This is a genomic window from Legionella nautarum, assembly GCF_001467895.1.
GTDB lineage: Bacteria > Pseudomonadota > Gammaproteobacteria > Legionellales > Legionellaceae > Tatlockia > Tatlockia nautarum.
Map to the genome: position 1 here is coordinate 305,478 of NZ_LNYO01000024.1, position 21,074 is coordinate 326,551.

The following is a 21,074-nucleotide window of genomic DNA, read 5'->3' on the forward strand; positions in this document are numbered from 1 at the left end:
TAAATTCGCAAGGAAATGCTTGATTTCACGTGGCTGATAAAAAAAACGCGCCATTCGGCGCGTTTATCTGGCGGAGTGGACGGGGCTCGAACCCGCGACCCCCGGCGTGACAGGCCGGTATTCTAACCAACTGAACTACCACTCCTATTCTTGGTGGGTGCTGCAGGGATCGAACCTGCGACCCTCGCCTTGTAAGGGCGATGCTCTCCCAGCTGAGCTAAGCACCCAAATTTTTAGCCTTCTTGCACAGCTTCTTTCAAAGCCTTACCAGCTTTAAATTTAGCAACTCTTGAAGCTTTAATTTCAATTGTTGCACCAGTCTGCGGATTCCGACCAGTTCGCGCAGAGCGGTTGCCGGTGGAGAAAGAACCGAAACCTGGCAATACAACCTGATCACCTTTCTTTAAAGCGTCAGTAACGGTCATCATAAAAGTATCGAGAACTCGGCTAGCGTCTGCTTTAGTTAGACCAGAACCACTTGCAATTGCTTCAATCAATTCACTCTTATTCATCATTTCCCCTATCAGTTATTCTTCCTTTAGCCGAGGCGATTAAAACAGAATCATTTACCTCAGTCAAGCAGTCACATCCTTGCATCGCCCGCCAGTAGCGGGCAACGGAGTGAAATATACCCGGTATTAATGGGCGTGTAAATCCTTATTTTTATTTTTTTTAGAACTTTCGCTCGAAATAATCTCTGAAGGACCTGATTCGGAAGATTTTCCAATAGGGTTATGCTGTAAAGCTAGCTCTAAAACTTCTTCAATCGTTTTTACAGGATGTATGACAAGCTTTTTCAACACATTATCTGGAATCTCTTCAAGGTCTTTGCGATTTTCCTCAGGAATAAGAACATGCTTGATTCCACCACGATGTGCAGCAAGAAGCTTTTCTTTCAAACCACCGATAGGAAGAACCTGACCACGTAGGGTTATTTCCCCGGTCATGGCAACATCTGCACGTACGGGTATTTGTGTGACTACCGAAACCAGTGCAGTACACATACCGATACCAGCACTAGGCCCATCTTTGGGCGTTGCACCCTCAGGAACATGGACATGGAAATCATTCTTCTCGTAAAAATCATCGGGTAAATTAAAGGATTTAGCCCGACTTCTGACCACTGTCATAGCCGCCTGGATAGACTCCTGCATGACTTCACCTAATTGGCCGGTATGAGTAGTTTTGCCCTTACCTGGCATCATGGATGCCTCAATAGTAAGCAATTCTCCTCCTACACTTGTCCATGCAAGGCCCGTAACTTGACCGACCTGATCAAATTCTTCTGCAAGCCCATAACGGAATTTTTTTACACCAAGATATTTTTCAATATTAGTGCGAGTTACAGAGACTTTTTTGACCCGTTTTCCTGTTAAAATTTCTTTGACCACTTTTCGGCAAATACTTGCTATATCACGCTCAAGGTTACGCACCCCTGCTTCACGTGTATAGTGACGTACAATTTCGCGAATAGCACTTTCGCCAATACTGATTTCTTCAGGTTTAAGCCCGTTTAGAACCAATTGTTTTGGTACTAAATAACTCTCAGCAATATTTATTTTTTCATCTTCCGTATAGCCTGCCAGGCGGATAACTTCCATGCGATCAAGCAAGGGTGCCGGAATTTCTAAGGAGTTTGCCGTAGCAATAAACATCACATCACTCAGATCATAATCCACTTCGAGATAATGGTCGTTGAAGGTATGATTTTGCTCGGGATCAAGAACTTCCAACAAAGCAGAAGCAGGATCGCCACGGAAATCCATAGCCATTTTATCCACTTCATCAAGCATGATAAGCGGATTTTTTACCCCTGCTTTAGATAATTTTTGAATAATTTTTCCAGGCATAGAACCAATATAGGTACGTCGATGGCCACGAATCTCGGCCTCATCTCTTACGCCTCCTAAGGCAATGCGAATAAAGGTTCTCCCTGTCGCATTAGCAATTGATTGTCCTAAAGATGTTTTACCCACCCCAGGTGGTCCAACTAAACATAAAATAGGGCCTTTTAAGCGTTTTACACGCTGTTGTACTGCAAGATATTCAATAATGCGCTCTTTGACCTTCTCAAGACCATAATGCTCTTTGTCGAGCAATTTTTCAGCCTTGCGTAAATCAAATTGAATCTTATTTTTTCTCTTCCATGGTACACCAAGCATCCAATCTAAATAATTGCGAATGACAGTTGCTTCAGCCGACATCGGCGACATCATTTTTAATTTTTGCAGTTCTGCTAGCGATTTTTCTTTCGCTTCTTTTGGCATGCCTGCTTTATTAATGGAGGCTTCTAATTGCTCTAATTCGTTACCTTCTTCTCCAAGCTCACCCAGTTCTTTTTGGATCGCTTTCATTTGTTCGTTAAGATAGTATTCTCTTTGACTTTTTTCCATCTGTCGTTTTACGCGTCCACGAACACGTTTTTCAACATGCAAGAGATCGATTTCGCCTTCAATAGCGGCCATCAGCCGTTCTAGGCGTGTCCCGACATCAACAATTTCAAGTAAATCCTGCTTATCATCAACTTTTAAGCTCAGGTGAGCCGCAATGGTATCAGCTAGGCGGCCTGGTTCTTCAATACTTGCCAAAGAACTTAATACTTCTGGTGGTATTTTTTTGTTAAGTTTAATGTATTGCTCAAATTGCGACATCAATGAGCGCATTAGAATTTCGATTTCCTGCTCTTTTAAAGAGGTGCTGACTTCCTCAATCGGCTCTAGATGAGCTTCCAAAAACCCATTTTCTTGGGTGTACTGAATAACTTTGGCACGTTGCTCCCCCTCTACCAGTACTTTCACTGTACCATCAGGAAGTTTCAGCAATTGCAAGACACTTGAAACGGTCCCTATGTTAAAAACATCTTCGGAACTCGGATCATCATTAGAGGATTTTCGTTGAGCAACTAAGAAAATTTGTTTGTTATCCACCATAGCGGCTTCTAAGGCTTTGATGGATTTTTCACGTCCCACAAACAAAGGAATGACCATGTGCGGGTAAACTACAACATCCCGGAGAGGTAATACAGGTAAAGGTGACATTACTTCATTTTTAGACGGCATGATTTCATTTTCGCTTTCGCTAGACATAATGAGCCCTTTTATTCAAACGACAATCCTATGAGAAACAGCACAGCCTTTTAGTTGAATTGTTTACTCCCTCAAGGAGAGTAAACAGAAAACTTTAAGTCAACTCTACAACAGTTAAATACTAACCAGTAATAGAACGATAACGCGCTGCTACATGACTTCTTATTCCCTTCCACCTGCAGCAGATTGTTTGCTTTCCTCACCCTCATAGATAAGGATAGGTTTTCCAGTATTATTAATGACAGTTTCATCAATCACTACTTTCTTAACCCTTTCAAGAGAAGGTAATTCATACATGGTGTCTAAAAGTATATTTTCAAGGATGGCACGTAACCCTCGAGCACCTATTTTTCTCTCTAAAGCTTTCTTAGCAATCATGAGAAGGGCATCGTCACGGAATTCAAGCTCCACATTTTCCATTTTAAAGAGAGCATGAAATTGCTTGGTCAGTGCATTTTTAGGACGCGTAAGAATATCCACTAAGGCTTCTTCATTTAATTCATGCAGTGTGGTCACTACAGGTAATCGTCCTACAAACTCCGGAATCAAACCATATTTCACTAAATCTTCAGATTCCAGTTGGTCTAAGATTTTTTCCAAGTCTTTAGGGTTTTTTTGGTTTTTCAATTGAGCAGAAAAACCAATACCTGATTTGTCACTCCGCTCACGAATCACTTTATCAAGTCCAGCAAAAGCGCCTCCACAAATAAATAGAATATTTGAGGTATCCACTTGTAAAAACTCTTGTTGTGGATGCTTACGCCCGCCTTGTGGTGGTACGGAGGCAATGGTTCCTTCTATTAACTTCAGTAGGGCCTGCTGCACTCCCTCACCTGAAACATCACGAGTAATTGAGGGATTATCTGATTTACGTGAAATTTTATCGATTTCGTCGATATAAACAATACCTTGTTGGGCTTTATCAACATCGTAATCACATTTTTGCAATAGTTTTTGAATGATATTTTCAACATCTTCACCCACATAGCCTGCTTCCGTTAAGGTTGTTGCATCAGCCATGGTAAAGGGGACATTGAGTAATCGAGCTAAGGTTTGAGCCAACAGTGTTTTACCACTACCCGTTGGACCAATCAGGAGGATATTACTCTTACCTAATTCGATACCATCTTCTGTTTTGTGATGTAAGCGTTTGTAATGGTTATAAACAGCAACCGACAATACTTTCTTAGCATGGGGCTGACCAATAACGTATTCGTCAAGGAAATTGGAAATTTCTTTAGGTGTTGGTAAATGGGTTTCAGCTTCTTCAGGTGTTTCCTGAGTTTCTTCACGGATAATGTCATTACAAAGCTCAACACATTCGTCACAAACAAAAACAGAAGGGCCTGCAATCAGTTTTTTTACTTCATGCTGACTCTTTCCACAAAATGAACAATATAAAACTTTTTCGCCATTGCCGTTACCGGTTTTACTCATCTACAAACCCCTTTCTTACTGCTATCTAGCCCAAACTAGATACTCTAGTAAAATTTTAGACAATTGAAATAATAACGCCAGTGAAATTGCCGATTTGTTAACTACTGTAACAAATTCGGCAATTTCATTATAGACTATTCAGCTGTAGCTATCGCTTCGCGATCATGGAGAACCCTATCGATTAAACCATATTCGCAAGCTTGGTTTGCACTCATAAAGTTATCACGTTCAGTATCTCGCATAATTTGATCGGAGGTTTTTTTAGTATGTTTAGCCATAATACTATTTAAACGTTCACGAACAGCTAAAGTTTCACGGGCATGAATTTCAATATCAGTCGCCTGGCCACGGTAACCCCCTAAAGGTTGGTGAATCATTACCCGTGAATTTGGCAAACAAAAACGCTTACCATCAGCACCTGCACAAAGCAATAAAGCAGCAGCACTCGCTGCTTGACCAATACAAAGTGTACTAACATCAGGCTTAATAAATTGCATTGTGTCATAGATCGCAAGCCCAGCAGTAACTACACCGCCTGGTGAGTTAATATACAGGGAAATATCTTTCTCAGGATTTTCTGACTCTAAAAACAGTAGCTGAGCGACAACTAAATTCGCCATATGATCTTCAACTTCTCCTAAAAGAAAAATAATCCGTTCTTTCAAAAGCCTTGAATAAATATCATAAGAGCGCTCACCCCTTGAGGTTTGCTCAATAACCATAGGTACTAAGCCGCTGGCATTTCTAATCAAGTTTTCTGAATAACCCATCTATTATTCTCCTTTAGTTTCCTTGGCGCTAGCTTCATTTTCCTTAGCAGGATTCATGACAGCTTCATAATTCATTGCTTTCTTCACAAGTTTAGCATTTTCACTCATCTTTTCGGCAACAACTTCTTCCATCACTAAAGCTTCAACTTCTGCCAAACGCTCTTTGCTGCCTTGGTACCATGAACGCAACTCATCAGGATTCTCGTAAGCACTTGCAAACTTTTCAATCATTGCATCTACTCTTGCTTTATCAGCAACAAGCTCGTGTTTTTTGACATATTCTGAGAACAGTAAACCTAAATGAACGCGACGTTTTGCTTGCTCTTCGAATAAAGACCGTGGGAAATCTGGGATTTGCTCATTGTCAGAATGTTCATGACCGAAGAGACGGTGATACATATCATGCTTCAAATGTTCGATTTCTTTGTCGATTAATGCATTAGGTAAATCGAATTGATTAACCGTTAGCAATTTATCAAAAATGCGTTCACGATTCATCGCACTGACACGACGCTCAAGTTCCCGCTCCATATTTTCTTTAATATCTTTTTTCAGCGCCTCTATACCGCCTTCTTTAATATTAAATTTCTCAGCAAAAGCATCATCTAGTGCTGGTAATTTTCCTTCCAACACTTGGTGGATAGTAATTTTAAAGGTCGCTTCTTTGCCAGCCAACTCTTGATGGCCATAGCTCTCTGGGAAAGTAACTTTGATATCAAAGGATTTATTCTTTTTACCGCCAATTAAGCCATCTTCAAAGCCTGGAATCATTGCACCTGAACCAATAACGATTTCATAACCTTCGGCCTTACCACCTTCAAAGGCTTTATCATCAATGAAGCCTTCAAAATCAATGATAACCTTGTCATCTTTTGCGGCAGCTCGTGAAACCTCTTGCCACTCTTTGTTCTGCTCGCGCAATTTTTCAATCATTTGGTCTACATCACTGTCTTTGAGTTCAGCATGGATTACTTCAATTTCATCCTTATTTAACTCAGTGATGGTTACTTCTGGGAATATTTCAAAAATTGCGGTGTATTTGAAATCTTTACCTGATTCAATTTGCTCAGGCTCAACAGCTGGTGAACCAGCAGGCACTAGCTCATTCTGTTGCAATGCTTCAAATAAGGTCGATTGCACCATTTCTCTGGCAACTTCCTCGCGCACGCTATTGGAAAATCGGCTCTTCACTAAATGAAACGGTACTTTACCAGGACGAAACCCATCCATTTTTACTTTACGAGCAAGATTATGGAGACGAAGGCTCACTTCTTCCTCGACTTTTTCGGTGGGTACCGAAACTGTTACTTTACGTTCCAAACCTTTCAAGGTCTCAACAGAAACTTGCATCTAGTCACCTCTCGGATATTGTCATGAAATGGTGCGAAAGGAGAGACTCGAACTCTCACGGGTTACCCCACTGGAACCTAAATCCAGCGCGTCTACCAGTTCCGCCACTTTCGCAAATTAGGGTGGAATTATCAAACAGTAAGTCTATCTTGTAAAGACTCAGAATAAATCTTTAGCATTAATTTCGAAGTCTGGGGTGAACGATGGGACTCGAACCCACGACAACCGGGATCACAACCCGGGGCTCTACCAACTGAGCTACGCTCACCATTTTTATCTTAATTGTAAAGAGAATCTTGCTCAAAGGCTGGCACGCCCGGCAGGATTCGAACCTGCTACCCTCGGCTTAGAAGGCCGATGCTCTATCCAGATGAGCTACGGGCGCAAAAAAAATTGGTCGGGGTGGAGAGATTCGAACTCCCGACATCCTGCTCCCAAAGCAGGCGCGCTACCAGACTGCGCTACACCCCGTTTTCAAACCCGTCCCCTAGGACAAGAGCGCAAATAATACTCGGAGCTGTACTGGAGGTCAATAACTTATTTCGATAAATTTTATGATTGCTGCCTCAAGACAGAATAAGCTAGCATTAGGCTATTCTTTATTACCCCTGTTTTTCCATGAAAATACAACTTTTACCCTTGTTTGATAATCTCGATAATCTGCATAAAAACCTGGACAATGTTATCTTAGTTAATCCTAATTTTCATAAAGATTTTTATTATTGCCTCAATTTTCTTAAAAGCTACACGGGTAGCCTCGGTACCTTCAATAGTTATCGCCGCGAAACAGAACGTCTTTTACAATGGTGTTGGCATATAAAAAAAATAAGTCTCACCGCACTTAAACGTGAGGATATCGAGCAATTTGTTCGTTTTTGCCAAAACCCACCAGAAAGCTGGATCAGTTTAAAAAAGGTCCCACGGTTTATCGAGAAAGAAGGCAAACGCGTACCTAATGTCGAATGGCGTCCTTTTGTTGTTACCTTGAAAAAGGCAGCGAGAAAACAGGGTACCAGCGCCTCCATTGAAGAATTTAATTTATCTCAAGGTACAGTACAGGAAATTTTTGCAATCCTAAGCACCTTATTTAATTTTTTAATTGCGGAAGAATACCTTGTCTCTAATCCCGTCGCTTTAATCCGTCAAAAAAGTAAATTCATTCGCAAACGCCAGCAAAATGCGCCGATTCGGCGTCTTAGTATGCCGCAATGGGATGCAGTTTTAAGCGCAGCTGATAAATTGGCCGCAGAAAATCCTGAAAAACACGAACGTACACGTTTCATGTTGAGTATGTTGTTTGGCATGTATTTGCGTATCTCTGAGCTTGCTGCCAGTGAACGGTGGATTCCTACTATGAATGACTTTGCAAAAGACAGTAATGGGTATTGGTGGTTTACAACCGTGGGCAAGGGCAATAAGGAACGTCAAGTTGCCGTTAGTGATGCCATGTTAGAAAGTTTGATGCGTTGGCGAAGTTTTTTAGGATTAACCCCACTACCCTCTCCTTCTGATAATTCCCCGCTCATTCCGAAAATTAAAGGCACAGGACCAATGAGTGATACCGCCCCCATTCGACGCCTAGTTCAACTTTGCTTTGATTTAGCGGCAGAAGAATTACGTCTAAAAGGACAGGTGGAAGCTGCAGATAATTTGGCCTCGGCTACTGTGCATTGGTTAAGACATACCGGTATTTCAGAGGATGTAAAAATCCGCCCTCGCGAACATGTCCGTGATGATGCCGGCCATAGTTCTAGTGTAACAACCGATCGCTATATTGATGTGGAAATGGAGGCTCGTTATCAATCGGCGCGTGGAAAGCAAATTGCGCATAAAAAACGGGGGAAGAAGGAGTTGGTTGAATAGTTTAGGGGCGGGATTGATGGTCCAATGGCTCCTCCTGTCTCCGTCCCGCGGCTTTTCCGCGATATCCAAGCGATCATTTCATGCCGAGAGCTCTGGATCCCGCGCACAAGCCGGACAAACTGCGGTACGTAGGAAGGGAAACCCTTAGGTAGTCCTATTATAAAACCAAGGCCTACCCTACGTAAAATCTAAGCAGGGCTTTGAGCGTCGACCAATTCTATTTGATGGACCTGCAAGGGTTCGCCTAAAAAGATTTCGCCTACCGCTTGGAAGCGCTTGACAGAATCAGTCACTAAATAATTGATTCGATTGTCTGAGGCTTGCTCATTGCTAAACAAATCAGCCTCTCCTAGCACTTTTTGTAGTTCCTTCGCGGTGGCTTCAGCCGAATCCACGATAGTAACCCCTTTTGGCAAAAGCGTTGCGAGTAAGGGTTTAAAAACCGGGAAGTGGGTACAACCTAAAAGCAAGGTATCTTCACTACCAAAATCCGCTAGATAATGTTTTAAAGTTTCACGCGCAATCGCATTTCCAATCATTCCCTCTTCTGCCAAAGCGACTAGAAGGCTGCAAGCACGCGCATTTATCGTTGCTTGCGGTAAATGGGCTGTAATTAAGCTCTGGTAAGCATTCGACGCAATCGTGGTTTCAGTCGCTAATACGACAATGCGATGGTTTTTAGTGGCAGCAACTACTGCGGAGGCTCCAGGTGTCACCACGCCTATCACTGGCATATCTGGGAGCATCGCTTGCAAATGCGGCAAGGCGGCCGTGGTTGCTGTATTACAGGCAATCACCAAGGCTTTGATTTGTCTCTCTACGAGGACACGTGCCATCTGAATCGCGTATTGCTGGATAGTATTAGGGCTTTTAGTTCCGTAGGGTAGTCGCGCCGTGTCGCCTAAATAAATAAAAGACTCTTTTGCAAGGGTAGTCTTTAATGCACGCAGTACAGTCAAACCACCCATTCCTGAATCAAAGACACCAATAGGCAAATTATTTTTATTCATTTTATTCTTCTTAATTGTTTAAAAATCCATTTTCCACTTTTAAGCAACCGGGGCTGGCCCGATAGTATCATCTATCTCTTTGTTACTGTCTTTAATTGCTTTTAGTTTGTCTGAATAAAATTTTGACAAATAAGCCGTATCTTTTTCAGTTACTTGCTTCGATTTGCGCTCTGTATTATCTGATTTTAGTTCATCTATTTTCTTTATGTTCTTCAGTAAGGTAGTGACACTAGGATGCTTTTCAAATTGCGTTTTATACAGAGAGTCACTAGCAAACACAAATCCAGGTATTCTTTTTCCAAAGACTGTTTTAAACTCTGTTTCAGGATTAAATGCTGCGTTATCTATCATGATTGAGTTTTCATCAAATCTCATATTGGGATCATTTTTTCCGATTATCATTAACGCCGTCCATGCATATTTCACTTGGTCAAGTGGGCCTTTTAAAAGAATTGGATCACCGGGAGTCGGTGGTTTTCCACGTGCAGCGATCATTCGTGTTGCCATTTCCATCGCTTGATGAACTCTGGCTTCAGGCTCACTCGGAGGAGGAAAACTATTAGCGGTTATGGTCATTGCCGATTGGTATTGAGTAACCCCTTTATTGTCGACTACGCCCTTTAAATCACCAGCCCCACGCTCCTCTATGTAAGAACTTTTAACTTCTACGAGGGCTCCGGTACGCGGGTTTATTGTTTCATAATAAACAGTATATTCGCGGAATTTACCTGGCTCAACCATATCTACCGAATCAAAACAATCGGGAGACACTGCTGACTGTAGCTGAAGTTTTTTATCCTCCGCAGTGGGAGCACCCTCACTTTTCCAGGTTGCATCAAAATGCTTTGCCCGGTCAGCATTGGGATAATCCTTCGCGTAGCTTTTATAACCCTTTATTCGAATATCTGTTTTACCTTCTTCCGCTTGCTTGAGGGTGGCTAAAATGCCTTGTCTGATAACTAGAGCTACGTTTTTGCTGTCTTTAAGCGCAGGGTCCCCTCTAAATAAGGTCTGTAATTTTTCGTATTCGTTTAGTTCTTTTCTAATTTGATTTCTTAGATTAGTTATTTGTTCTCTGTTTTTATTGGTCGCCTTTGTCATCGCCTCTTGTTCAGCAGCGGTAGCACCGTTATTTAGAATTTCCAGATTAGAAGGCAGACTGTCAAGCTCTTCTTGAGCTTGTCTAAGTTGGTCTCTAAGATGGATTACCATGGTATCGCAAGTTGCAGATAATTCGCGGAGCTGGTTACCCATCTTTTTTGCATTTTCTTTCGAAGCAGCCTGAAACGCCGGATTAAGCCAATACAAAGGTTTAGCTATAGCGAGCCGCTTTAACGGCAGAGGAGACTTTAATTTTATGTCGGTAAATTGCTTTATTTGAGTTGTTGTCAGTTTTCTCAATTGGGCATCAAGCTCTGCCTGATAGTCTCTTGGGTTCAGTAGAGTTTGTTTTCTTCCGGCAATTTTAATCTCGGAAAAACGTTTTGGCGTGATTTGCTTATCTAAAGGAGGGGTAAATTTCGCTGCATAGCTAGGGGGCGGCTTCTTATTAATCTTCTCAATAAACTCTCTGTAAGTGCCATTCAAAGCCGCATAAAGTAATTTTGGCTCTCCTGGAGTAGCTGGAGTTGTTGCTGCTGATAATTCAGCAGTTTTATGCAGTGCAGCTATCATCGCATAGACTGCTTTATCTTTTGCAGTTGGAGCATTGCGATAGGCTGCTGATACATGCTTATTGTAGTTATATTGAGCTTCAATTTCCCGCTGAGTTTGAGGATTAGTTCTAAAAGCATCCTTTATTTTTTTAATTTCTGCATTATTAGCTGGTTTAACCAAACCCATTACGTTGTAAATGATATATTTGACTCGAGCATTATAGTTAGTTGCATCAAAATCAGTCGGCTGATCAAACCTCAAAATATAGTCAGTTACTTGAGCAACTTGAGCTTCAGTTAAAGCTGGCTGTATATTGACTAGTACATGAGCCAATACACTATTTGGAATGCTAGCAATAGCAGTTAAATATTTATTTTCTTCAACCAAGGCATCAACTAAACGAGCATCAACAAGTTTACTATCTAGGATACGAAAAACTTCTTTATCTTCTTTCGCTTCACTTAAAGCAACTAGTGCTTTAGGATTTGCGAGCAAGGCACGTTGTTTGTCCAAGGGCAGGCTATCTACTAACTTCAGTAAGTTTTGATGTCGATCACCAGAGAACGATAAACGCCAATCCAGATCTAGTTTGATGAGCTGCGTGCAGGCCGCTTTTTGGATCTGCTCCATTGTTTCAGTGTTTACCCAGCTATAATCAGCTACTCCAAGCGTGCTAAGTGCTGCTTTACACTCATCAATACTCGCTGCTTTAGCTAAGATTTCTAATGGATTGGGCGCAGGGGCTTTAGGAATTCTATCATTAGGGAAATTGCGAATTAGAGATTCGACTAAACTAGCTCTAACTCTTTCCCTCCCTTTATCTGGAAAGATGGAATCCTTAATTAAGTCATCAAGATCAGCGCTTTTTGGATTATTAATTTTATCTAGCAACTTTGTATGCTCAGCATCTCCAGTGGCTTTAGTTAAATCAATTGGTTGCTTCGATCTTCCTATCTCTTGCTCAGCAGCAGCATAAGCACGAATTCGTAATCCTATACCTCTATCAGGATTTGTTATTATATTTTGTAATGCAGTGTTTGTAGGAGGAAATCCTAGTAATCGATGAACAGGAGCTATTATATCGGGAAGACCATTATGTGCATTCATTAAGCTTGTCAGAGCAATGTCACCCAATAAAGGAAGCTTTTGTTCTAAGTAAGTAATTAAAGCCTCATCACAGGCCTCATACACCTTGCCTTTATCTGCAAAATAGGCTTGTAGCGCTTGTTGTACAGAGGGAGGCTGCTGGTCTGCAAGATGATTGAGATAATTAGCAGAAAATTTTGAAGGATCAGAGATAAGCAACCCAAGCACATCTAAGCGCTCATTCTTTTCATCGGTTTTTGTTGGTAAAATGGTTACATTTTTTCGGATATGGGCACGAGCGACGATATCTTCAACCTTCGGATTAGTAAAAGCTTCACGGAATGGAGCTCCTATAACACCTGAAAAACCAAGAGACTCTGCAGTCGCTAATTTTTGCTTTAATTCATTATTGTCTTGTACTGATATTAATTCATTAAGTACCGCCTCATCTTCACAAGTATCAATGCTTAACTTCAAAGCTTGATTTGCTGCAGCTTGACGAATAGCCGCAAAAGTATCATCTGTTACTGCATGATCTAGATAAGTACCATTTTCAGGCATTCCTGAAATTGTTCCTCGAAGGGTTACAACATTCGCAGCACTGGCAATAGCCTTTAAATCATCGAGATATTTTGCTTGTAAATTAGAATAGACAGAGATTAAATAACGAGTACCGAGCTGACCTTTCAGCTCATCAACATCACTATCAGCAAGAAATTGAGCGGCAGATGAGGGCATTATACCTTTAAAATCTTTACCGTTGACAAGAATACTCCGAGCAATTTTTTTATTTTGAGGTTCGTCTAAATCTAAGGATTTAATATCTAAAGCCACCGCTTTTTTAACAGCAGAGTCTTCTATTGCACCAGCAAGATCAGAACGAGCCATAGAATCAGTAAAATGAGGATGTCCTGGTGGAACGCCGCAAACCGCTCTGGCTGCTTGTTTAAAAGTTGGATCATCAGCGCTTCTTAGTAGATTTTCAATTAGGTTTCTATCATTACACGCAGCGATTTTTTTTATTAACAATTGACGTTGTGCTTCTTTTTTAATTCGAGGAATCGCAAGGCCGTCAATTACTGTCGCAGTATTCGGATCCCATGTCCATGTACTAGGAGCTGGTGCAGGGTGTATTGTTAGCGGTGGAGCGCCAAAAATAGCTACCCCGTCACGCCCGAAAAGTTTTTCGCGGACGGCAGGATGGTTATTTGTTGGATCTAAAATCGCTTCAAGCTGTGCCTCATTCGCCTCTCTGAGAGTAAAAAGCACGCGCTTTTCAGCCACAAACTGTGCTAAAGCAACAAAATTGTTAGCTCCCTGGTTTTGCAGAAAATTAGGATCATTGGTTTCATCCTTACGTACTTGGAATCGAGACCCTCCTCCTAAACCATTCCAAACCTGATAGTGCTTAATCACTGCAGCTCTAAAAGTATCATCATTGTTAGCAGCAAGGGATTCTATTAATTCATTTAATGCGAGAATAACATTTGGTCGCGTTGCCAATAAAGGGTCGTTTAATGCGGCAAGAAACTCGTTATTTTTTGGCATGTGCGTACTCCAAATTCACAAATAGCAATAATTATAATTAATTTTAAACTTTATTTCTTAACTCTACCTTAAATTTCCTTCAGGTTTTTTAAGAAAAGTCTTTGAAATGAAAAAAAGTTCGTATAATTTGTATAGTATAACAGAGCTACAGGGCCGTAGCATGAACAGAATTTTTTCCCTTTGCTTTTTACTTTTTCCAAGCTTTTTATATGCACAAGGTTGCATCATCGGTAATAAACCGGATCGCCCACGTTATGTTTGCTTTGATGGGAGAACGCTCTCTACCAGTTCGACTGGTTTCGTTTGGAATGCCAAGCGCGGTTGTTTTATGAGTTCGATACCCTGTTGTGCTTATGATGCGACCCACTATAGTTACTCGGAAGATCCGCAATATGTTTATCATTCGTTTAAGCGTTGCCGTTATCAGTATCCTTTCCATTTAGGAGAGATGCAAACGCATTAGTGATATTTATTGTATATTCTGTGATTAACAATTGTTTGATGGTTTTTTTTTGACTTTTATGACCATTCAAAATACTATTTGCATCCATCCTTCAAACCTAAGCTATTTTTGTGTACGAAAAAACTGAACAAGAAGACACTAATGAAGAAGCAAAAATTCTAACACTTCCAGATGAACTACTGACTGGAGTGATTTCTTATCTTCATCCTAAAGTAATACTGAACACTCTAAGATTAGTCTCTCGGAAATTTTACACCCTTTCTCATGATATTGCGTTTTGGCGAATGGAGTTTAGACAACATTCTTCCACTTATTTCCGTGAAGAACGCTATCTAACAGACAGCAGAACCCGAGGATCCGGTTTCTTGGAGAGTTGGCTTAATCTTATTATCAACTGGGCTATACGTAATAAAAGTCAGAGCCTATTAGACTCTTTTTATCAACAGGTGATTGTTACTCGTTATCAGGCATGGAAAAAGAAGGGAGATATTAACGATAGAAATGGGCGCACTCAAAGCCATTGGGCTGCTATATGCAATCAATTGGCTGAATACCAAAAAGCTGACAGCATGCTTATAGGAATTCGCGATAGTAAGGACAGAACAGACTTGGTAATTGCAGCTCAGCATGGTCATCTTGACCTAGTCAACGAAATTCTGGCTAAAATCGATGCCAAAGATAGTGTCTGTTACGGATGGACTACAGAAAAATGGACTGCAGAAACGAATTTAGCTTTGATATATGCAACTGATAAAGGCCATTTTGACATTATCGAAGTACTTCTTAACCATGGTGCTGAACTCAATGCCATTGAATGCCCAAGGGGAACAGCATTGATGATAGCAGTTGCAAACGGTCATTATGATATGGTCGACTTCCTTCTGAAAAAAGGGGCTGATGTTAATGTGAGCACGAACGATGGACTAACTGCGTTAACGGTGGCTGTTGACAGACGTTATCTTGAGATAGTTCGGCTGCTGCTGAAAAATGGTGCCAATGCCAATATCATCTCCGCACAGAGACAAACTGTATTGTACCTTGCGGTTATAAATAACCAAATGGAAATGATTAAGATCCTCTTTGAAAACACGAACGATAGTTATGTAAAGGGTATGGCTTTAATAGACGCATTTGTACAGTGGAGACTTCAGATTGTTAGCTTCTTTGCGGAAAATAGTACCCTGAAGGATGCGATTAGTTACGATATTTTTGAAGCACTCCTATTAAGCACAACTTTGGGAGGGAATTCAACCAAGTTCAAGGCCCTTTTGCCTGTTCTTAGTTCAGATAAAATCCATACTACTTTAGATACACTCCTGACAATCGCCGTTTTGTGTGTGAATGATCCTTCGACAACTGAAGTTAATCCTGGATATATTGAGATAATTGAAATCCTTAGCAGCCATGGTGGCAAGATTCAAGCTATCAATGATAAAGAAACCGCACTTATCCACTTGATTACTCATCTTGAAAGACTGAAAACAACGTCTGAACAAAATACCAAATTTAAGGTCGATTACTCATACGATTTATATTATCGCTACCATAGGGCAATCAAATTTCTTTTGATACAAGGTACCGATGCTAATGCCACTGATGAATACGGTGAAACCGCGTTAAGCTTAGTCGCTAAGAAAGGAGGGCTGAAAATCCTTTCATTTCTCCTAGACTACGGTGCCAATGTCAATACTCCATCCAGAGGAAAGAAGACAGCACTGATGCACGCCGCTCAAGGAGGTCATTTGAAAGCGGTTGAACTTCTCTTGGAAAAGGGCGCCAATGTCAACGCCACCGATGATGAGAATAATACCGCATTGATATGTGCTGCTGAGGAAGGCCACTTCCAGATCGTCTCTCTCCTTCTAAAAAGCGGCGTTAGTCATGCTCAAAAAGCAGAAGCATTAGCCAGAGCAACTATGAAAGGTCAGCTTGAGGTGGTTAATCTTCTTCGAGTTGAAATGGTAAAAAGAGCAACAGTGGACTATCTACAGTGGAGAGCAACTGAAGCGCCAGGACATCGTCTTCTTAACCGTTTCAATCATTGGTATCACGGAACAAATGGTATTAAGCGCACAGAAAATATCCTGCAATCAATCAATAGCGGGGTTTCACCCACTCAATTAATGCAAGAAGTGAAATCAGCCGTTGAAGATTCAAGTCATCGCAAGCATTCTTATAGTCGTTATATTTTTGATGTATTTAAAGCGCCTCCAACAAGCACTGTCAATAATCAAAGTGATGAAGACTTTTTAGAATTAAAAAAAGAGTTCTTAGCCAATTTTGATCAACAGTTTTTATCGGTTTAATAGTTGTTCCCTGTTGCACTTATATTTCTGTTGCACTTATATTTATTGTATATTGTAAGAATTTAACAACTTTTTTGCTGGTTTTTTTTTGACTTTTATGACCTTTCAATATACTATTTGCATTCATCCTTCAAACCTAAGCTATTTTTGTGTACGAAAAAACTGAACAAGAAGACACTAATGAAGAAGCAAAAATTCTAACACTTCCAGATGAACTCTTAATTAAAGTAATTTCTCATCTGCACCCCCGCGACATATTGAACAGTTTAAAATTAGTTTCACGGAAACTTTACACCCTTTCTCATGATATTGCTTTTTGGCGAATGGTATTTAGACGTGAAGAAAACACCTCTCTATGGAGTACATCGTATTTCTGGGTATTTTCCGGTTACTTGGAGAGTTGGCTTAATCGTATTATCAACTGGGCCATACGTAATAAAAGTCAGAGTATATTAGACTCTTTTTATCATTGGGTGGTTGTAACTCGTTATAACAAATGGAAAGAGAAGGATAAGACCTGCGATTCGGAGGGACGCACTCAGAATCATTGGGCAGCTATATGCAATCAATTGCCTGAATTTAGAAAAGCTGACCAATTGCTTATAGATAGTCGCGATAATGCGAACAGAACAGCTTTGGTCATTGCAGCTCAGCATGGTCATCTCGAACTAGTCAATGAAATTCTGGCAAAAATCGATGAAGACAACGTTACAGCCAAGAGTAAAGGATGGACTATAGAAAAGAATCGAGCCTTAAAATCTGCAGCTCGTCAGGGCCATTTTGATATTATCGAAGTGCTTCTTAACCACGGTGCTGAACTCGATCCTATCGAGCACCAAGGTGAAACGGCATTGATGATAGCAGTTGGAAATGGTGATTATGACATGGTCGACTTCCTTCTGGAAAAAGGGGCTGATGTTAATGTAGCACGGGGGGTAAATGGGGAAACAGCGTTGATGCTAGGCGCTAGCAATGGCCATGTTGAGATTGTTGGGCTTCTGCTGAAAAAAGGTGCCAATGCCAATCATGTCACATACGACCATCAGACTGCATTGATGGCTGCGGTTAGTCTTGACCAAGTGGAAATGTTTAAAATCATTTTTGAAGAAACTAACATTGATCTAAGGACTATGGCTTTGTTCATGGCTGTTAGCTGGAAGAGGTCTGAGATGGTTAGATTTTTTGTGGAAAATACTGCCCATGAGGATGCGATTGGCTCCAATATTTTTGAAGAACGCCTATTAGACACAGCGTTAACAAGACCAAGCATGGTCCTGCCCCTTTTGGCTGGTGTTAATTTTAATTCCGATACCATCTCTTCTACTTTAGAAACACTCCTAACAATTGCTGTTTTGCATAGGGATGATTTATCGGAAACTAGCGAGGAAGCTAATCGGTATTTTGATCTTATTGAAATACTGAATAACCACGGCGCTAAGATTGAAGCTATCAATGATAGCAAGGAAGCCGCTCTAAGGCACTTGATTGCTCATATTGGAAAAATCAACGCAATGGCTGAACATTTTTATGTAAATATTTATGTTCAATACCTTAAGGAAATCAAATTTCTTTTGGAAAAAGGGACCGATATCAATACTCCCTTTAGAGGAAAGAAGACAGCACTGATGCACGCCGCTCAAGGAGGTAATTTAAAATTGGTTGAGCTTCTCTTGGAAAAGGGAGCCAATGTAAACGCCACTGATGATGAGAATAATACCGCGTTGATAAGCGCTGCAGAGGAAGGCCACTTCCAGATCGTCGCTCTCCTTCTAAAAAGCGGCGTTAGTCATGCTCAAAAAGCAGAAGCATTAGCCAGAGCAACTATGAAAGGTCAGCTTGAGGTGGTTAATCTTCTTCAAGTTGAAATGGTGAGTAGAGCAACAGTGGATTATCTAAATTGGAGAGCAACTGAAGCGCCAGGACATCGTCTCCTTAACCGTTTTACTCATTGGTATCATGGAACAAATGGTATTAAGCGCACAGAAAATATCCTGCAATCAATCAATAGCGGGGTTTCACCCACTCAATTAATGCAAGAAGTGAAATCAGCCGTTGAAGATTCAGGCTATCGTAAGCATTCTTATAGTCGTTATATTTTTGATGTATTTAAAGCACCGCCAATAAGCACTGTCAATAATCAAAGCGATGAGGAATTTTTAGAATTAAAAAAAGAGTTCTTAGCCAATTTTGATCAACAGTTTTTATCGGTTTAATAATAGTGCGGAGCAATGGTCAGCAACACCGCAAAAAATAGCCATAGTACCGTAATAGTTAAACCCTCATACGGAAAACTGTGATAGCTTTTTCTTTTTACCCAATACTGCAATCCCATCACTGGAAGAAAACTAAACGCCATTAAAACCAAAATATTCGCCACATAATTCGCGCCACGCTGGAAAGGCATCCAGCTTGCTAATTTTGTGCTTAAAGCCCATAAAAATCCTTGGATATGAGTAAGCAGCATGTAAATCCAAGGTTCAAAATTAACTATTAACGCTGTGACTAGAAGCAAGGGTAAAAGGAGTTTCATACCCGCGATAGCAAAGATTTTTTTGAAAAGATCGCTAAATTCTTTCGAAAAAAAGACGACAATCGAACTCAGTAACACAACTAAGGCTACCTTTAACATATCGTCCATAAGGTTACCCTCTTTCCTCTAAAGCTTCCCAGCGTGCATAAAGGGTTGCTAATTCTTCTTCGTCCCCTGCTAGCTGCTGGTTGTAGGTGCTAATTGCCTGAGCGTCTTGTTGATAAAATTCAGGCTCAGCCATCTTTTGCTGTAAAGCAGAAATTTTTTCTTCTAAAATTTCAATTTTTTGCGGTAATTGCGCTAACTCTCGCTGTTCGTTGAAACTTAATTTAGTTGAGCCACCTGATTTTTTGGCAGGTTTAGGCGTAGGGACTTGTTCGCGCTGCTGTTTTTTCTGAGCACGATAATCATCATAGCCACCAACGTATTCATTAAACTGCCCCTCTTTCTCATAAACCAAGACAGAAGTAACAACTTGGTTAATAAATGCTCTATCGTGGCTAATTAATAATAAAGTACCTGGGTATTCCATGAGCATTGTCTCAAGTAACTCCAAAGTTTCGATGTCTAAATCATTCGTCGGTTCGTCCATCACCAAAAGATTGACTGGTTTTGCAAATAATTTAGCCAGTAATAAGCGATTTCTTTCGCCCCCAGAGAGTGTTGCCACAGTTTGATTAAAACGCTCCGGTGGGAATAAAAATTCGCGCAAATAAGAGGCCACATGCTTTTGCTTGCCATTGATAGTGACATAATCGGCACCATCACCGACATTGTCCATGACGGTTTGTTGCTCATCCAACCGACGACGTAATTGATCGAAATACGCGACTTCCAGCGCAGTCCCCTGCTTGACTGTTCCCGAGTCAGGCTTAAGTTCGCCGAGTAATAAACGGATTAAGGTTGTTTTGCCGCAGCCATTCGGGCCGATAATGCCAATCTTATCACCGCGGGTCAATAACAGTGAAAAATTGCTCAATAGGGTTTTATCGGCGATGCGATAATTAAGATTTTTAGCGTCAATCACAATCGCACCGGAGCGCGTGACATCCAGGGTTAAAGACTGTACTTTGCCTAATTGTTCACGTCGGGCTTTATATTGTTCACGCATGGCTTTTAATGCACGAACTCGACCTTCATTACGTGTGCGACGCGCTTTTATTCCCGTTCTTATCCAAACTTCTTCTTCTGCAAGACGTTTGTCGAATAATTCATTATGCTTTTGCTCACTGAGACGCATCGCTTCCCGTCTATCCAAATAAGTCTCATAATCACAGTCGTAAGAATAAAGTTTCCCACGGTCGATCTCGACAATCCGATTTGCCACTTGATTTAAAAACTCACGGTCGTGCGTCACCACTAACAAACTACCCGTGTACGATTTGAGATAAGATTCCAACCATTCAATGGCGTTGACATCCAAGTGGTTAGTCGGCTCATCAAGAATCAACAAGTCGGGAGCAGCAATCAGTGCTGCAGCCAAAAGCGCTCGACGCTTCATACCACCGGAGAGGCGACTCATTTCAGCATCAGCATCGACCCCTAAACGACTTGCCATCATTTCCACACGGGGTAGCAAATCCCAGCCATGCAAATTATCCATTTGCTGTTGACATTGAGCTAAAGCCGCTAAATCATTTGATTTTGATAGACGATGAAATTCTGTAAGGACGTCACCAACCGCCCCTAAACTCTTGACTAAAAAATGATACACCGATTCTTGATTGGCATTAAGGGGTACTTCTTGCATTAAACCAGCGACCCGCAACCCATTGATTTTATTGACTTGCCCCTGATCCGCGACTAACTCTCCCTGCAGTAAGCGCAATAAGGTTGATTTTCCAGCTCCATTGCGTCCCACTAGTGCAATGCGGTCCTGCGGCTGAATTTGCCAATCAACTTGATCGAGTAAGCGATTACCAGCCAAGTTTAAGGTGACATTGTGGAGGGAAACTATACTCATACAACC

At 41.1% G+C, this 21,074-nt stretch carries 13 protein-coding genes and 6 tRNA genes; 4 read left to right on the forward strand and 15 right to left on the reverse strand.

Annotated elements, in window-relative coordinates; all coding sequences use genetic code 11:
* Positions 1-68: 68 nt before the first annotated feature.
* The 11 genes from Lnau_RS13195 to Lnau_RS13245 form a co-directional block, all read right to left on the reverse strand.
* A tRNA-Asp gene (locus Lnau_RS13195) sits at positions 69-145 on the reverse strand.
* A 6-nt stretch (positions 146-151) separates the two neighbouring features.
* A tRNA-Val gene (locus Lnau_RS13200) sits at positions 152-227 on the reverse strand.
* A gap of 6 nt (positions 228-233) precedes the next feature.
* The gene (locus Lnau_RS13205; RefSeq protein WP_058505612.1) at positions 234-512 is read right to left on the reverse strand and encodes an HU family DNA-binding protein; all 279 of its coding nucleotides are present in this window, start codon (positions 510-512) and stop codon (positions 234-236) included.
* A gap of 126 nt (positions 513-638) precedes the next feature.
* Positions 639-3,086 (reverse strand): endopeptidase La, encoded by a 2,448-nt coding sequence (gene lon / locus Lnau_RS13210; RefSeq protein ID WP_058505613.1) that lies wholly within the window; start codon positions 3,084-3,086, stop codon positions 639-641.
* Positions 3,087-3,248: 162 nt separating this feature from the next.
* Positions 3,249-4,523, reverse strand: a complete 1,275-nt coding sequence (gene clpX, locus Lnau_RS13215; RefSeq protein ID WP_058505614.1) for an ATP-dependent Clp protease ATP-binding subunit ClpX — start codon at positions 4,521-4,523, stop codon at positions 3,249-3,251.
* Between the two features lie 134 nt (positions 4,524-4,657).
* A complete protein-coding gene (gene clpP, locus Lnau_RS13220; protein ID WP_058505615.1) occupies positions 4,658-5,293 on the reverse strand; it encodes an ATP-dependent Clp endopeptidase proteolytic subunit ClpP in 636 nt (211 codons plus the stop codon).
* Between the two features lie 3 nt (positions 5,294-5,296).
* The gene (tig, locus tag Lnau_RS13225) at positions 5,297-6,643 is read right to left on the reverse strand and encodes a trigger factor (protein ID WP_058505616.1); all 1,347 of its coding nucleotides are present in this window, start codon (positions 6,641-6,643) and stop codon (positions 5,297-5,299) included.
* Between the two features lie 29 nt (positions 6,644-6,672).
* Positions 6,673-6,757: transfer RNA gene (locus tag Lnau_RS13230), tRNA-Leu, on the reverse strand.
* A 78-nt stretch (positions 6,758-6,835) separates the two neighbouring features.
* Positions 6,836-6,911, reverse strand: a tRNA-His gene (locus Lnau_RS13235).
* A 40-nt stretch (positions 6,912-6,951) separates the two neighbouring features.
* A tRNA-Arg gene (locus Lnau_RS13240) sits at positions 6,952-7,028 on the reverse strand.
* Between the two features lie 9 nt (positions 7,029-7,037).
* Positions 7,038-7,114: transfer RNA gene (locus Lnau_RS13245), tRNA-Pro, on the reverse strand.
* A 147-nt stretch (positions 7,115-7,261) separates the two neighbouring features.
* Between Lnau_RS13245 and Lnau_RS13250 the strand changes: the two genes are divergently transcribed.
* On the forward strand, positions 7,262-8,506 hold the full coding sequence (locus Lnau_RS13250; protein WP_058505617.1) for a tyrosine-type recombinase/integrase: 1,245 nt from the start codon (positions 7,262-7,264) through the stop codon (positions 8,504-8,506).
* Between the two features lie 188 nt (positions 8,507-8,694).
* Here Lnau_RS13250 and murI read toward each other — a convergent pair whose 3' ends face one another.
* Together murI and Lnau_RS13260 are read right to left on the reverse strand one after the other, a co-directional pair.
* Positions 8,695-9,516 (reverse strand): glutamate racemase, encoded by an 822-nt coding sequence (gene murI, locus Lnau_RS13255; protein WP_058505618.1) that lies wholly within the window; start codon positions 9,514-9,516, stop codon positions 8,695-8,697.
* A 39-nt stretch (positions 9,517-9,555) separates the two neighbouring features.
* Positions 9,556-13,806, reverse strand: a complete 4,251-nt coding sequence (locus Lnau_RS13260) for a hypothetical protein (protein WP_058505619.1) — start codon at positions 13,804-13,806, stop codon at positions 9,556-9,558.
* Between the two features lie 160 nt (positions 13,807-13,966).
* Between Lnau_RS13260 and Lnau_RS13265 the strand changes: the two genes are divergently transcribed.
* From Lnau_RS13265 to Lnau_RS13275, 3 genes are all read left to right on the forward strand, one after another.
* On the forward strand, positions 13,967-14,269 hold the full coding sequence (locus Lnau_RS13265) for a hypothetical protein (protein ID WP_058505620.1): 303 nt from the start codon (positions 13,967-13,969) through the stop codon (positions 14,267-14,269).
* A gap of 110 nt (positions 14,270-14,379) precedes the next feature.
* Complete coding sequence (locus Lnau_RS13270; RefSeq protein ID WP_058505621.1) at positions 14,380-16,575, forward strand: ankyrin repeat domain-containing protein; 2,196 nt, start codon at positions 14,380-14,382, stop codon at positions 16,573-16,575.
* 149 nt (positions 16,576-16,724) lie between these two features.
* Positions 16,725-18,788, forward strand: a complete 2,064-nt coding sequence (locus tag Lnau_RS13275) for an ankyrin repeat domain-containing protein (RefSeq protein ID WP_058505622.1) — start codon at positions 16,725-16,727, stop codon at positions 18,786-18,788.
* Here the strand turns inward: Lnau_RS13275 and Lnau_RS13280 are convergent.
* Both Lnau_RS13280 and Lnau_RS13285 read right to left on the reverse strand, forming a co-directional pair.
* The gene (locus tag Lnau_RS13280) at positions 18,785-19,213 is read right to left on the reverse strand and encodes a hypothetical protein (RefSeq protein ID WP_058505623.1); all 429 of its coding nucleotides are present in this window, start codon (positions 19,211-19,213) and stop codon (positions 18,785-18,787) included. The genes Lnau_RS13275 and Lnau_RS13280 overlap by 4 nt on opposite strands.
* Positions 19,214-19,217: 4 nt before the next feature.
* Positions 19,218-21,068, reverse strand: a complete 1,851-nt coding sequence (locus tag Lnau_RS13285) for an ATP-binding cassette domain-containing protein (protein WP_058505624.1) — start codon at positions 21,066-21,068, stop codon at positions 19,218-19,220.
* Positions 21,069-21,074: the final 6 nt, after the last annotated feature.